Source organism: Billgrantia bachuensis, assembly GCF_011742165.1.
Classification (GTDB): Bacteria; Pseudomonadota; Gammaproteobacteria; order Pseudomonadales; family Halomonadaceae; genus Halomonas; species Halomonas bachuensis.
Map to the genome: position 1 here is coordinate 63,040 of NZ_JAAQTO010000043.1, position 13,990 is coordinate 77,029.

Annotated in this window: 15 protein-coding genes; 10 read left to right on the forward strand and 5 right to left on the reverse strand. The window is 61.1% G+C overall.

Annotated features, from left to right (window positions below; all coding sequences use genetic code 11):
* Positions 1-3 precede the first annotated feature (3 nt).
* From HBJ55_RS15450 to HBJ55_RS15490, 9 genes are all read left to right on the forward strand, one after another.
* On the forward strand, positions 4-810 hold the full coding sequence (locus HBJ55_RS15450; RefSeq protein WP_167116801.1) for an NRDE family protein: 807 nt from the start codon (positions 4-6) through the stop codon (positions 808-810).
* 55 nt (positions 811-865) lie between these two features.
* Entirely contained in the window at positions 866-2,242 is a 1,377-nt protein-coding gene (locus HBJ55_RS22650; RefSeq protein ID WP_167116804.1) for a response regulator, read from the forward strand.
* On the forward strand, positions 2,239-3,033 hold the full coding sequence (locus HBJ55_RS15460; RefSeq protein ID WP_167116807.1) for a sulfite exporter TauE/SafE family protein: 795 nt from the start codon (positions 2,239-2,241) through the stop codon (positions 3,031-3,033). Before HBJ55_RS22650 ends, HBJ55_RS15460 begins: the two co-directional genes overlap by 4 nt.
* Before the next feature lie 7 nt (positions 3,034-3,040).
* On the forward strand, positions 3,041-3,835 hold the full coding sequence (gene lgt / locus HBJ55_RS15465; protein WP_167116810.1) for a prolipoprotein diacylglyceryl transferase: 795 nt from the start codon (positions 3,041-3,043) through the stop codon (positions 3,833-3,835).
* Between the two features lie 80 nt (positions 3,836-3,915).
* Complete coding sequence (locus HBJ55_RS15470; protein WP_167116813.1) at positions 3,916-4,770, forward strand: thymidylate synthase; 855 nt, start codon at positions 3,916-3,918, stop codon at positions 4,768-4,770.
* Positions 4,767-5,291 carry a dihydrofolate reductase gene (locus HBJ55_RS15475; RefSeq protein ID WP_167116816.1) on the forward strand — a complete coding sequence of 175 codons (525 nt, stop codon included), beginning with the start codon at positions 4,767-4,769 and terminating at the stop codon, positions 5,289-5,291. The genes HBJ55_RS15470 and HBJ55_RS15475 overlap by 4 nt, the downstream gene beginning before the upstream one ends.
* 111 nt (positions 5,292-5,402) lie before the next feature.
* The gene (locus tag HBJ55_RS15480; RefSeq protein ID WP_240936146.1) at positions 5,403-6,512 is read left to right on the forward strand and encodes a ProQ/FINO family protein; all 1,110 of its coding nucleotides are present in this window, start codon (positions 5,403-5,405) and stop codon (positions 6,510-6,512) included.
* A gap of 412 nt (positions 6,513-6,924) precedes the next feature.
* Positions 6,925-8,019 carry a porin gene (locus HBJ55_RS15485; RefSeq protein ID WP_167116819.1) on the forward strand — a complete coding sequence of 365 codons (1,095 nt, stop codon included), beginning with the start codon at positions 6,925-6,927 and terminating at the stop codon, positions 8,017-8,019.
* A 217-nt stretch (positions 8,020-8,236) separates the two neighbouring features.
* Complete coding sequence (locus tag HBJ55_RS15490; protein WP_167116822.1) at positions 8,237-9,040, forward strand: sulfite exporter TauE/SafE family protein; 804 nt, start codon at positions 8,237-8,239, stop codon at positions 9,038-9,040.
* Positions 9,041-9,131: 91 nt separating this feature from the next.
* Here HBJ55_RS15490 and HBJ55_RS15495 read toward each other — a convergent pair whose 3' ends face one another.
* Both HBJ55_RS15495 and HBJ55_RS15500 read right to left on the reverse strand, forming a co-directional pair.
* Positions 9,132-9,389: a hypothetical protein gene (locus HBJ55_RS15495; RefSeq protein ID WP_167116825.1), complete on the reverse strand. Its 258-nt coding sequence runs from the start codon at positions 9,387-9,389 to the stop codon at positions 9,132-9,134.
* 82 nt (positions 9,390-9,471) lie between these two features.
* Positions 9,472-9,837, reverse strand: coding sequence for an SPW repeat domain-containing protein (locus tag HBJ55_RS15500; protein ID WP_167116828.1), 366 nt, complete (start codon positions 9,835-9,837; stop codon positions 9,472-9,474).
* A gap of 259 nt (positions 9,838-10,096) precedes the next feature.
* Here HBJ55_RS15500 and HBJ55_RS15505 point away from each other — a divergent pair, with 259 nt between their 5' ends.
* Entirely contained in the window at positions 10,097-10,846 is a 750-nt protein-coding gene (locus HBJ55_RS15505) for a Crp/Fnr family transcriptional regulator (RefSeq protein WP_167116831.1), read from the forward strand.
* A gap of 108 nt (positions 10,847-10,954) precedes the next feature.
* Here HBJ55_RS15505 and HBJ55_RS15510 read toward each other — a convergent pair whose 3' ends face one another.
* The 3 genes from HBJ55_RS15510 to HBJ55_RS15520 all read right to left on the reverse strand — a co-directional run bounded on the left by HBJ55_RS15510 (position 10,955) and on the right by HBJ55_RS15520 (position 13,613).
* On the reverse strand, positions 10,955-11,890 hold the full coding sequence (locus tag HBJ55_RS15510) for a manganese catalase family protein (RefSeq protein WP_167116832.1): 936 nt from the start codon (positions 11,888-11,890) through the stop codon (positions 10,955-10,957).
* A gap of 234 nt (positions 11,891-12,124) precedes the next feature.
* Positions 12,125-12,331, reverse strand: coding sequence for a DUF2795 domain-containing protein (locus HBJ55_RS15515; RefSeq protein ID WP_167116835.1), 207 nt, complete (start codon positions 12,329-12,331; stop codon positions 12,125-12,127).
* Between the two features lie 310 nt (positions 12,332-12,641).
* Complete coding sequence (locus HBJ55_RS15520; RefSeq protein ID WP_167116838.1) at positions 12,642-13,613, reverse strand: YihY/virulence factor BrkB family protein; 972 nt, start codon at positions 13,611-13,613, stop codon at positions 12,642-12,644.
* Positions 13,614-13,990 lie beyond the last annotated feature (377 nt).

The window sequence follows — 13,990 nt, forward strand, 5'->3', positions numbered from 1 at the left end:
CTCATGTGCCTCATCGCCTTCGACTACCGTCCGGGAGCGTCCGTGCCGTTACGGTTGGTGGCCAATCGAGACGAGTTTCATCAGCGACCGACGGCGCCTCTGCAGGCCTGGGAGGGAGTACCCGACATCGTCGGCGGCCGTGACCTCGAGGCCGGGGGCAGCTGGCTGGCGGTGCATCGTCGTGGCCGCGTAGCCGCGGTCACCAACGTGCGCGACCCGGCGCTGCGAGTGTCGGCCGAGGCGCCGAGCAGGGGCCATCTCGTGCGCGAGGCGCTGGAGTGCTCCGACCTGGCCGAATGGCTGGCCAAGCTGGCAGGGGGGGATGGTTGGCGCTATGCCGGCTTCAACCTGTTGGCTGGCGACGGCCAGCGGCTGTGGCATCTTCACCGCAGCCGGGAGCGGCTATTGCTTGCCGAGGTGTCACCCGGCATCCATGGCCTTTCCAATGCCAGCCTCGACACCCCCTGGCCCAAGCTTATCGCCGCCCGGCAGGGGTTGGCGACGGCGCTGCGCCGTCGTTGGCCGGAGGATGCCCTGGACGCGCTGGCCGACGCTTGTCCGGCCGACGACGAACGGCTACCCGATACCGGCGTTGGCCTGGAGCTGGAACGCCGTCTGTCGGCACCCTTCATCGTCGGCGAGCAGTACGGCACTCGTGCCACGACCTGGCTGGAGTGGAACGTCGGCGCGGGCGTCATCGTGCTGGAGGAGCATCGCTACGGTCCAGGAGGGGTGGCGCTAGGTATGACTCGGGAAAGAATTTCTCTACAAGACGTGCACTTACGCGCTTCAGGCTGCCATGATAGCTAAGGCCCGTCGGCATAAACTCACAGCCACATAGCCTGGCACAGGGATGCGAATGCCCGTGGGAACTCGCAAGGACCGCTTCTGGTCGTACCTGATCTGGCCGCTACTCTGGCCGTTGCTGCTGGCCCAGGCGGCCCTGGTAGTGCTGTGCCTGCTGGTGGGGGTAGTGCTGTGGGTGGCCACGCCCGATCCAAGCTCCTGGGCCGAGTCCGCCTGGCTGCTGGTGGCCTTGCTGGTGGGCACCGCACTGACCGTATCGGCCTTCCTGCTGCAGTTGCGTCACAGCATGCGCGAGTGCGAGAGCCAGATCGAGAGTCGCCTGGGTCGCATCGAGCGGCTGTTGCAGGAGACCGAGCAGTCCCTTCCGCGCTGGCTGGGTGGCCCCCGGCGACAGTCGGATTACGAGGGCACGGTCACGGGGCGGTTGGAAAAGCTGCATGACGGCATGGTCGAGCTGCAATCCAGGCTTGGGCTGCTGCCGAACCTGGATGGTCTGCTGATGGCCAGCCAGCGTCCGGTTCTGCTGCTCTACCGTGGGCGAATTGTGAGCGCCAACCTGGCCATGGAACAGCTGCTTGGAGAAAGCCAGGAGACGCTGACGGGGCAGGACCCCGCAACCCACCTGATCGCTACCGAAGCGGCGGGAAGCAAGCCGGCCGAGGTGCAGGTGCTTGACGGTGAAGGTCGCTGGCGCTCCTTTCAGGTGGAGTGGCTGGATGCGTCCCCCTATCAGGTGTTGTTCTTCCAGCGTGCCGCCTCGCATGATCTTGGTGGGCTGCTGGCGGCTCGGGAGCGCGCCCGTGAGGATTCGCGCCTGAAGTCGCACTACCTGACCCTGCTGCAGCGTGAATTGGAGCCGCTGCTGTCCGAACTGTCCCGAGAGATGAAGGGCGACGGCGGCCGCGTCGACCCGCACCGACATGCCCACCTGAGTGAGCGCATCGCCGATATTCTGCTACTGATCAGCAGCCTGACCGGTGAGCAGGGAGAAGCGGCGCTGCGCGACATGCGCTTTTCGTCTGGCCAGGCTGGCTCGCTGCGCGTGCTGGTCGTCGACGATGGCCCGGTCAATCGCATGCTGGCGAGCCAGGTGCTGGAGCGGCAGGGACTGCGTGTCGACAGCGTAGCCAGCGGTCTGGAGGCACTGGAACAGCAGCATCGCTTTGCCTACGACCTGGTTCTAATGGATATCTTCATGCCCGGCATGGACGGTGTGGAGGCCGCTCGACACTGGCGCGAACAGGAGGCGCTACGGCCCGATGCCGGGCGTAGCGTCCTGGTGGCCTTGACCGCCAACGCCACCGAGAGCGACCGCCGGCGCTTTTACGATGCCGGCATGGACGACTACCTGGCCAAGCCCTATGGGCCACGCGAGTTGATCGAACTCCTCCAGCGTTGGCGTCCCGACGCATTCGAGGAATATCCACCGGCATGAGCGTTTTCCTCACACTTCTCGGTTACCTGACAGTGGGCGCTGTGGCCGGCACCATGGCCGGGTTGTTCGGCGTTGGCGGCGGCTTGGTCATCGTACCGGCCCTGGTCTTCGCCTTTGGCCTGCAGGGTGTCGATGCTGCGGTCACCATGCATCTGGCGGTCGGCACCTCGCTGGCTACCATCCTCGTTACCGGTGCCTCGTCGGCCTGGGCGCACTACCAGCGAGACAGCATCCATCGCGAGTGGTTTCTCTCCCTGCTACCCGGGCTGATGCTGGGGGCGGTCGCCGGCGTGTTCGTCGCCGGTGCGCTGTCGGGTGGGTTGCTGGGTACCCTGTTCGGCGTTTTCGTGGTGTTGATGGCCCTCAGGATGGCGCTGGGCATCGGCCCTAGGGCGGGCCGCGCGGCGCCGGGGCGGCTGGCCATGGGCCTTGCCGGCATGATCATCGGCGGCGTGTCGGCGCTGTTCGGCATCGGCGGAGGGACCCTCTGCGTGCCCTGGCTTTCCCGCTGTGGTGCCAGCATGACCCAGGCGGTGGGCACCTCCGCTGCATGCGGCCTGCCCATCGCTCTGTTCGGCGCGCTGACCTTCGTCGTGGTGGGCTGGGGCAATCCTGCGCTGCCGGCGGGCGCCACCGGCTTCGTGATGTGGCCTGCCTTCCTCGGTATCGTACTGGCCAGCGTGCCTTTCGCCAGGTTGGGCGTACGCCTGGCCCATGTGCTTTCCGCCCGCGTGCTGCGGCTCGCCTTCGCTGCGCTGCTGCTGATCGTGGGGCTCCGTTTCCTGTTCTGAGGACACCATGACCTATCCCGATATCGATCCTGTTGCCATTTCCCTCGGGCCCTTCCAGGTTCACTGGTACGGCCTGATGTACGTCGTCGGCTTCGTGGGCGCCTGGTGGTTGGGTCGGCTGCGGGCGGAGCGCTTCGGTCTGACCCGGGATGACGTCGGCGACCTGCTGTTCTATGCGGCACTCGGGGTGGTGGTCGGCGGTCGCCTGGGCTATGCGTTGTTCTACGGCCTGGGCCAGTGGGCTGCCGATCCGCTGTGGGTGCTGCGCGTGTGGGACGGCGGCATGAGCTTTCACGGAGGGCTGATCGGCGTGCTGCTGGCGGCGCTGTGGTTCGCGCGCAAGAAGCGCATGGCCTTCTTCACGCTGACAGACTTCTTTGCTCCCATGGTGCCGATCGGCCTGGGGGCCGGGCGTATCGGCAACTTCATCAATCGCGAGCTGCCCGGGCGGATCACGGAGCTGCCCTGGGGCATGCCGTTTCCCGGCATGGGGCCGGAGCCTCGTCATCCGACGTCACTCTACGAAGCCCTGCTCGAGGGGTTGGTACTGTTCGCGGTCCTGTGGTGGGTCTCGGCCAGGCCGCGGCGGCGCGGCCTGGTGTCCGGCCTGTTCCTGCTGCTCTACGGCATGTTCCGTTTCCTGGTCGAGTTCTTCCGTCTGCCGGATGCCCATATCGGCTATCTCGCCTTCGGCTGGTTCACCATGGGCATGCTGCTGACCCTGCCGATGATCGCCTTCGGCCTGGTGCTGATCGCCTGGTCGCGGCGCCAGCCGGTGGATGAAGTGCAGGTCACGCAGTGAAACCCAACGGGTGTAGGACGCCAGGCCGAGAGGCGATAGACTCTCGGCCTATCGAACATTCCATGCAGAGTCCGTCAACGATGCCAGATGACAATGCCCAGCCGGCTCACGAACAGCCTGCTCTCGAAACGCCCGCTCTTGAGCAACCCTACCTCGACCTGATGCGGCAGGTGCTGGAGCACGGCGTCGAGCGTTCGGACCGTACCGGGGTCGGCACGCGTTCGCTGTTCGGCCACCAGATGCGCTTCGATCTCTCCCGCGGCTTTCCGCTGGTGACCACCAAGAAACTGCACCTGCGCTCGATCATCCACGAGCTGCTGTGGTTTCTGCGCGGCGACACCAACATTGCCTATCTCAAGCAGAACGGGGTCGGCATCTGGGACGAGTGGGCCGACGAGAATGGCGACCTGGGGCCCGTCTATGGCTACCAGTGGCGCAGCTGGCCCGACCCCCGCGGCGGCCACGTCGACCAGATCGCCAAGCTGATGGAACAGATCCGTACCAACCCACGCTCACGGCGGCTGATCGTTTCCGCCTGGAACCCTGCGTTGGTCGACGAGATGGCGCTGCCGCCATGCCACTGCCTGTTCCAGTTCTACGTGGCCGAGGGACGCCTCTCCTGCCAGCTCTACCAGCGTAGCGCCGACATTTTCCTTGGCGTGCCGTTCAACATCGCCAGCTACGCGCTGTTGACCCAGATGATTGCCCAGGTCACGGGGCTCGAGCCGGGCGACTTCGTGCATACGCTGGGCGACGCGCATCTCTACCTCAACCACCTGGAACAGGCCGAGCTGCAGCTGTCGCGTACGCCGCGCTCGGCGCCCAGGCTGGTGCTCGACCCGAGTGTCGACGATCTGTTCGACTTCCGCTTCGAGCACATCGCCATCGAAGGCTACGACCCCCATCCCCATATCAAGGCAGAGGTTGCGGTATGACAGACGAGACCCTGGTGCCGGTGGCGATGATCGCCGCGGTGGCGCGCAACGGCGTGATCGGCGTCGACAATAAGCTGCCCTGGCATTTGCCCGAGGACCTCAAGTTCTTCAAGCGCATGACCCAGGCCAAGCCGCTGATCATGGGACGCAAGACCTTCGCCTCCATCGGCCGGCCGTTGCCGGGCCGGCTCAATATCGTGGTGACCCGCGACGAGGCCTTCCAGCACGACGGCGTGCGGGTCTGTCACGACCTCGTATCGGCGCTGTTCCTGGCCGACCAGCAGGCCACCATTGATGCGGCCGAGGAGATCATGGTGATGGGCGGCGGCGAGATCTACGCCCAGGCGTTGCCCCATGCCAGCCACATCTATCTGACCGAAGTGGACGTCGAGGTGGAGGGCGACGCCCGCTTCCCCACGCTGGACGAGCACGAGTGGCAAGAGGTGCAGCGCGTGCCGGGCACGCCCCAGCCGGGGCAGCCGAACTATAGCTTCGTCGAATACCGTCGCCGGGCGGATTGAGGATTTGTCAGCGCCTCGCTTGTGGCACACACTTGCTGGATCATGGAAGCTTGCCCACTCGAAGGTCCATCGCTGTGTCGTCAACGTGAGCCTGCCAGGAGGATGCTGGTCTTGATTGAACAAAGTTCACGTCATCTATTCAGTGCTCTGGAGGCTCGCGCCGCCGAAGCGCTCGAGGAGCTGCACGGTTGTCGCGCGAAGTTAGCGCAGTTGGAGGCCCGGCTTGCCGAGTCCGAAGCAGCGCGGCAGGAGCTGGAGGCGGCTCGTCTCGAGCTGATGGAAGAGAACCGCGAGCTCGACGAGCAGAATCGCGAACTCGAGGAGGACAACACCCGCCTGCGCGAGCGGCTGCGCAAGGGTGAGCCGGCTCCCGTCTTTCCCGGTGCGACACGACGCGCTCAAGGGTTGGCGGCGCTGATGGGCCAGCGCCCGCGTGAGGAATCGACGCAGCAAAGCGCCGAGCGTGAGCTGAGCGACAGCACCGGGCGTGAGCAGGCGCAGCCGCCGGTTGAGTCGCCGCAGGATACCGCGCCTTCCGGTCGCCTGGCGGCCTCTCGGCAGGAAGCATCGGCGCCGGCCCCGGCGGTTAACGAGCCTTCACATCAGCCAGTGGCAAAGCAAGAGCAAGCGCAGGGCGAGGAGGTTACGGCGGCCCACGACGAGCGCCAGGGGCGGCTTGCCATCGAACAGGCGCCTTCCGCCGATGCGCTGTTGAAGCAGTGGTACCAGCGCTACCCCAAGACTTTCTTCAAGGGCCACACCCGGCCGCTCAAGGTGGGCATTCACCAGGACCTCGCCGCTCGCGAGCCCTGGCCCGAGAAGCTGGTGCGCCGAGCCCTGGCGGGCTACGTCAACCTGCCGCGCTACCTCAAGGCCGTGCGCGAAGGCGCCGAGCGCATCGACCTGGATGGCGCCCCTGCCGGCAACGTCGACGACCAGGCCGCCGAACATGCCAAGCGCAAGCTGGAACGCCTGCAGAGCGAACGGCGCGAGCGTGGCCGGGCGGCGGGCACGACCCCGCGGCGCGATGGCGACAAGGCGCGCAGCGCAGGCAACAAGCAAACACGCAAGAAGACTGAGCGCAGCGCGCGCCCGGCTGGCGCCGGCAGCATGCCTGCCCCGGCCGAGTCCAGCCACGTGCAGGCCGACCCCGAGGCGCGCATGGAGGCCAAACTCTCGGCCCTGCTGGCCAAGCACAACGGCCAGGCGAGGGGGCACTGAAGGCTCGCTCCTTCAAAGCGTTAAAACCCGCCCTTGCCACTGCTAAATCAGCGGGGCATGATGTGCGGGCTCATCGCTGCCAGGCACAACTTACTGCCATTGCCTGCGGCACGCGGCCCCTGGGCGGGAGCGCCCAAGACCGCATCAGCAGGGAAAAGTTCCGTCGGGGAGGCGGGCAACGAAGGAAAACAGTGTTTTTTCTTATTGCGTTCCCATTTTTCCCGGTATAGAGTTCTACCTGCGAGCATTGGACTATAACAAGGCTTCGCTGCGGTCATGACCGGCCCAGGCCACTCCTGAGAAGGAACGAAGAGCCAAGCACGGCGGGACCCATGCCCGGCAAGCTACCTGCACCGATCACCGATCCGTGCAGTAACGATCGAAACAGTAAGCTAGTAAAGGAACTATCGTGATGAAAAAGACACTGTTAGCGACTGCCATTGCCGGTGCCCTGGGCGCCTCTGCTGCCGCTCAGGCCGCTACCGTTTACGACCAGGACGGCACTCAGCTGATCGTCAACGGCCGTATCGCCATGGGTATCGCCGGCGGCGGCCCGGAGTATGAAGATGGCGAAGCTATCGACAACGGCGCCGAGTTCGTCGACGTCTTCTCCCGTCTCGGCCTCTCCATGAGCCACCAGATCAGCAGCGATCTGAAGGCCTTCGGTCGCGTCGAGTGGCGCTTCCGTGGTGACGAGCGCACCGGTAACGGCCGTACCGGTGAGAACGACTTCAGCGGCTTCACCGAAACTCGTCACAGCTATATCGGTCTCGAGAGTGCCAGCTTCGGTACCGTGATGGCCGGTAACTACGACAGCTTCTACAACAGCCACGTCATGGCGCCGTTCGATGTCTACATCGATCAGGGCCTGAACTTCACCCTCAACGGGGATGCTGAAGAGCTGGCAACTGCTGGCGGTGCCAAGCAGGCACGCGGCGACTCCGTCGGCTATCTCACCCCTAACCTGTCCGGCTTCCAGGCCTTCCTGTCTGCCAAGTACTACAGCGACCGAGGTGAAGTCGAGCCGTCCAGCGGTTCCGAGACCGTTACCCAGGGTGGCGTGAAGTACGACGCTGCTGGCCTGCGTCTGGCACTGGGCTATGTTGACGACGACGAAATCGGCGGCGGCAACGGCGAAATGCTGTACGGGGCTTCTGCTTCCTACGCTTTCAATGATGCCTTCTCCGCTCGCCTCGGCTACGAGACTCGCGACGAGAATGATGCCGGTGTTGGCGGCTACGACAGCTGGGGCCTGGGTGGCACCTATGCCATGGGTCAGTGGGCCTTCAACGCCGACGTCTACCGTGTGAGCCCGGACAACAGCGATAATCGTACCGCCTGGGCTGCCGGTGCCTACTACAAGCTGTCCAGCAACTTCGACCTCTTCGCCGAGCTGTATCAGGGCGACCAGCCTGACATCGACGTCACAATTGGTGGCGATCCCGATGTTGAGGTTGCCGACGGCGACGACATGTATTGGCTGACCGGCGCTCGCTACCACTTCTAAGCGAGCCTGGCAGTACGGTAAGACAGCAAGATACGTCGATTTATCGACGACAGAACCGGCCCTTCGGGGCCGGTTTTCTTTTTTGAGTTTTTCGCACTGGGCCGTTGCCGCTTGGCGGGTTTCAACACTGCTGCCCGGCATCGCTGGGCCTGCGTCCTACTTGATCCGTTTCTGATAGACTGGCTCGCCTGACGTTCATGATCCGAGAGGAACGGCTTTGGAACTTATCTGGCTGGCCTACATGGCCTTGGGTGGGGTGGTCGGTATCATGGCCGGCCTGTTGGGCATCGGTGGTGGCGGCATCATGGTGCCGATCCTGACTGCGCTGTTCGTCTCGCAGGGCGTGGCGCACGAGCACTTGGCCCACCTGGCGCTGGGAACGGCAATGGCCGCCATCATTCCCGCTGCCACCGCAAGCCTTCTTTCTCATCGCCGCCATGGGGCGGTGCGCTGGGAAATCGTTCGCTACCTGACCCCCGGTATCCTGGTGGGAACCTTCCTGGCTACCTTCATTGCAGCTATGCTGCCGACTCGGGGCCTGGCCATCTTCTTCGCCGGTTTCATGATTCTGATGTCGCTGCAGATGCTGGCCAACCTCAAGCCCAAGCCGACGCGGAACCTGCCGGGACCTGTCGGCCTGGGCGGCGCGGGCCTGGGAATCGGCGGCGTCTCGGCGCTGGTCGCCATAGGCGGTGGGTCGCTCACCGTGCCGTTTCTCACCTGGTGCAATGTCAAGCTGCCCATGGCCATCGGCACTTCGGCCGCTGTCGGGTTACCCATCGCCCTGGCCGGCGCCCTGGGCTACGTGCTCAATGGCTGGGGGACGCCTGGGCTGCCCGACGCTGCGCTGGGCTTCGTCTACGTGCCTGCGCTGCTGCTGATGGCACCGTTCAGCATTCTGCTGGCGCCTGTGGGGGCCAGACTGGCGCATCGCCTGCCGGTGGCGATGCTGAAGCGAATCTTTGCCGTCATGCTAATGGGGCTGGCGCTGCAGATGGTATACACGGTATTCACCGCCTGATCCCCACCATACCGCCGGGCTTTATAGAAAACGACACGGCCACCCACAGGTGGCCGTGTCGCGTTGGAGCTGACGTGTTGTGTATACCCGGCTAGGAGCTCACTCTTTGCTCCGGGGCCGCCAATACGGCCTTGAGGTGGGCAAGGTCGCGGGACACGTCGGTTTCGACGAATTCCGCTAACAGACGCTCCGCTTCGCGCCTGGCCGTCTGCTCCACATAGTCGGCGTAGGTAGTGACGACGCCGTCGCAGTACCGGCAGTGGAGCACGTCCGTTGGTTTGGGGTTGCCATGCCAGAAATTGCTGCCATGGCAATGGGGACACGCGACTTTCCTTGTGCGTTGAAACATTCGGGCCTCCTGCCTGAACTTCCTTTGGGGAGCCTTTACCCTACCACAATTTTTCCTACCGTCTTGTGACCGTTCAGCGCTGCTATGTAGCGGCCGGCAGGTTGCGTGGCTGCTTTTCCGTGGTCAGGCTCGCGCCGATCTCGAGCAAGCCCAGGATCACGTGTGGCCAAAGGACCACGCTGGCAAAACCGAACAGCCATGGTGATATCAGAAGCAGAATGCCGCTGAGCAGGTCCATGGTGAGATGCATGGGCATGGGAATCATGCGCATCAGGCCGAGTTCGTACTTCGTCATGATGGCTTGGGCCAGCATTATCACGCCGAGTACGATCGGAACCCACTGAGCCGGCCCGCCTGTAGCGAAGCCAAAGAGGAACGGAGCGACGATGAGCAGCAAGCCCATCGCGTAATCGACCATACCGTGCACACGAGTCGAGATGAAACGCATGGTTACTCTCCTTGTACCAGGGCTTATCGAGCGAATGGTGCAAGAATCAGCATGGCACAGGAGGGGCACGATCAGCTTGTCATGATGTCTCGTTGTGTAGCGTAGCTTGAGTTTTGGTGACTGCCGTGCAACTCGAGCCGGTTGGTTGGCGCTCTCATTCTTCGCCTACACTGTAACTATTGACGCAAGATAGTATCCACAGCCACAGCCACAGCCACAGCCACAGCCACAGCCACAGCCACAGGCCCAGAGCGCAACCATGACCGCAAGTCCTCTTTCCCCCTCTCTCAGTGCCAACGCTCTGATGATCCGCAAGTTGGATACCATCTTTCCTCTCTCGAACGACGAGAAGCAGGCGCTCATGGAGTTGCCGATCCAGTTGGTGAAGATCGATACCGGCAAGGACATTGTGCGCCTGGGCGAACGCCCACAGCAGAGCTGCCTTATCCTGAAAGGGTTCACCTGTGTCTACAAGCTGAGCGTCGGGGGCAAGCGCCAGATCATGGCGCTGCACGTGCCTGGCGACATCCCCGACCTGCAGAGCCTGCATCTCGAGGTCATGGATATTAGTATTGCCACGATAAGTGCCTGTACGGTCGGGTTCCTGCAGCATGTTGACATCCTGCGCATGTGCGAGCGCCATCCCCGCCTCACCGCCGCCTTGTGGCGCGAAACGCTGATCGACGCCTCGATCTATCGTGAATGGCTGCTCAATATCGGTCAGCGCGATTCCTACGCTCGCGTCGCTCATCTGCTCTGTGAGCTGTTGATCCGCCTGAGGGCGGTGGGGCTGGTCGAGAATCATGCCTTCGACTTGCCGATCACGCAGGAGGAGATGGCTGATACCATTGGCATCAGCGCTGTCCACGTGAGTCGGACCTTCCAGGCGCTGCGTGCCAATGGGCTGATTGAAACCACCAGAACGCGGATCTATCTGCCAGATTGGGAAGGCCTGAAAGAGGCAGGGGAGTTCGATCCTCTCTACCTTCATCTGCGGAATGCACCGTGAGTCACCTTCTGCCGGCAATGAAGCGAACGCTGTACGCGTCAGGGCCCGCCATGGATGGCAGGCCCTGCAAGGAATAATCGCTGGATAACGTAAGAGCCAGGGGGGAACTTACCTGTCGTACCGGCTCCATTGGTTGCTGCCCTTGGGAACCGAGTCCTTGATTTCCCGGCTACGTAGCTGACTGACATCCTTGCTCTTCTTGTCCGCTTCCTCCATGCTCATCGAGGTCCCGGCGGGAATCTGGTCTCTAAGACCCTGGCTGCTTTCGACGTGTGATTGCGGGTCGTCGATGTATTGCCAGGTTTCGCCCAGCATGGGGCTTTCGCCTTCGTTCCACGGCCCTCTGGCTTCCTCGCCCTTGGACATGTTGAAGTAGAGGTTGCTGTAGCGTGGGTCGCCTTGCATAACCCCGGGTGGAAAGTTGGGTTGCAAGGTGGATAGTGCCGCCTCGAACATCTGATGGTGTGCCACCTCACGTGTCATCAGGAACTTCAGGGTCTCCTTTACCTCGGGGTCGTTGGTGAACTGCATGAGATATTCGTAGGTGATCTTGGCGCGTGTTTCTGCGGCGATGTCCGAACGAAGGTCGACGGTGAGATCCCCATTGGCATCGACATAGTAGCCAGACCAGGGAACGCCCTGGCTATTGGTGACGGCGGGGCTGCCTCCGCTCACTGCAAGGAACATTGGGTTCGTCATTGCATCGTGAATGATGTTTTCCTTTCCCGCTTTTCCTGTAACTATTTGCATGATTTCGGATTGCTCCGAGATGTCTTTCAACTCGCTATTCACACCGTTCATGAGCATTTGTATGGTTGCGCCCACGATTTCAAGATGACTGAACTCCTCGGTCGCTATATCCATCAGCATATCGTATATCTCTGGATAAGGCTGGCGAGCGGCGAACGCCTGGGTAAAATACTGCATGGCAGCCTTGAGTTCGCCATTCATGCCTCCAAACTGCTCAAGAAGAAGGCTGGCGAATTTAGGGTCGGGTTCAGAAACGCGAGCGTTGAATTGTAGTTCTTTGGCATGATGAAACATATAGGCCTCGTTTTACCTGTTGTATGGAATTCCCGTTCCGTTCTCAACGTAGGCGGGGAGGTGAGGCGCAACAAGTTAATTTTGGTAAAGGAAACGGCTCTTTTTAAATTAACAACTTGAACTTTAGATTTTCAAGGAGGAAAAAGTACGTAGCCCCGTAGGTGTTCCGGCATGCACAGATAAAGGCCCAGCTACGCTGGGCCGATTCTGACATGGCAAATGGGTTCTGCTTTACTACTCGGCCTCGCCGACTCCCTTGGTCACGTCGGCCATGCTGCCATACTCCTGGTCGGGCATGTTGCGTATGACATCAAGCACATCATCTCCCGCTCCGTTGTCCTTGGCGTGCCGCTCAAGGTCGGCGCGGCTTGCGGGGAAATCGATACCACTCAAGTGGTGGGTCACGTTCGCGGGAGATTGACCTCCAAGGCCTCGTGTCATGGTTAGCCTCCTTGACTCAAAAAGTCCTTGTTCAGATGGCGCGGGACCAACCCCGCCTACTGAAAATAGAAGGTGCCGATAGATGGTACAAGGAGTTCTCCGCATGATTTGTTGCTAACGTTTTTTACTGACACGTTGCCTTGGATAGCAGTTTGTGAGCACGGGTAAGAGCCAAAGAAAGTTTACCAATAATCGCGGGAAGGCATCTGAGATCGGACTTTCAGTTTGCATTAAATATTCTGACTTGGCTATGATTGCAGACTCTTATTTAACTTTTCTGCAGGCTTATTAAGCGGCAACGAATTAAATATTACTCATCTTTTCTCTCTCCAAGCGTATCCGCCACATACGCATCTCGCTCGCCCATTCGCTCATTCTCACCCACCGTGGTATCTTGCTTAGTTTGATGCTCCATTTCGCTATTGAGTTCAGCTCCCATCAGGACGATGTACGCGGAAAGCCAGAACCACATCAGCAGAATGATAACAGCGCCCAGCGATCCGTACACTTCATCGTAGCTGCCAAAGTTGCGTACATAGATCGAAAAGGCGATCGAGACTAGAAGCCATAGCAAGACGGCAACAAGAGAGCCGATGCTGGCCCACTGCCAGCGGGGTTTATTGCGATCGGGGCCATAATGATAGAGTATTGCAATCGCCAGCATGGTAACGACCATTAACAGTGGCCAGCGTGCCAAGTTGACGAGAAAGCTTGCGAAAGCCGATAGCCCGATCAGATCGGTGATGGTGGGAATGACTGTAATTACACCAAGCGTCACCAAGGTCATGAAAATAGCACCTATCGTCAAGAGCAGTTTGAGTACCGTTCTCTTCAGCACGCCACGGTTCTCTTCCTCGTCGTAGACGATATTGAGTCCTTCCATGAAGCCATTGACGCCTCGTGAAGCACTGTAGATGGCTAGCAACACACCTCCAGCCGCTGCCAGGCTCATACCTGTACCCGCATCCTGACTGGCTCGTTCCGCTTGCTGTCGAATAATGTTAGCTGCTTCTTCAGGAAGCAGGTGGCTGATGCTGGAGATTTGCTGGGTAATTTGTTGTGGATCGAAGATGATAGCCCAAAGGGAGATGGTAGCTACGATAGCCGGAACGATGGCCAGAAGCCCGTAGAAAGCAATGCCCGCAGCAACGATCGAAACATGGTCACGAGCCATCTCTGCTTTGGTGCGCTTGAGGATATCCTTCCATCCTGGCTTGGGTATCTGGCCAGGGCGAACAGCTTGTCGCCCGCGCCTGGAAGACGCCGTGTTCCGATTTGCCATGTTTCCCCCAGCCTATACAGGAAAAATTGTCAGTACAGCACAACAAAAGATAGGGAGTGCCACCAACGTAGGCAAAGCGAAAAAGGTAACGGACTGTTTGCAATACGCTCTTTTCAGGCGAGCCTGCTGTTGCCGAGCCCATCTGCTGCCAGCCAAATTTCAGCCCTCCTGATCCTGCTCGGCTTGAAAAAGCGATGAAGCTTGAGCCGTTCTGTATGGGTTGGGCTTTGGCAAAGAAAACCATGGATACATTACGATGCACTGAGCATAAATTCCTCACTTGTATAGCTCCTTGGAAGGTCCTATTCTAAAAAATGACCAAGGAGGTCACAGGCTATTGAATGGCTATGCTTTACTAGTCATGCCCCGAATCAAGG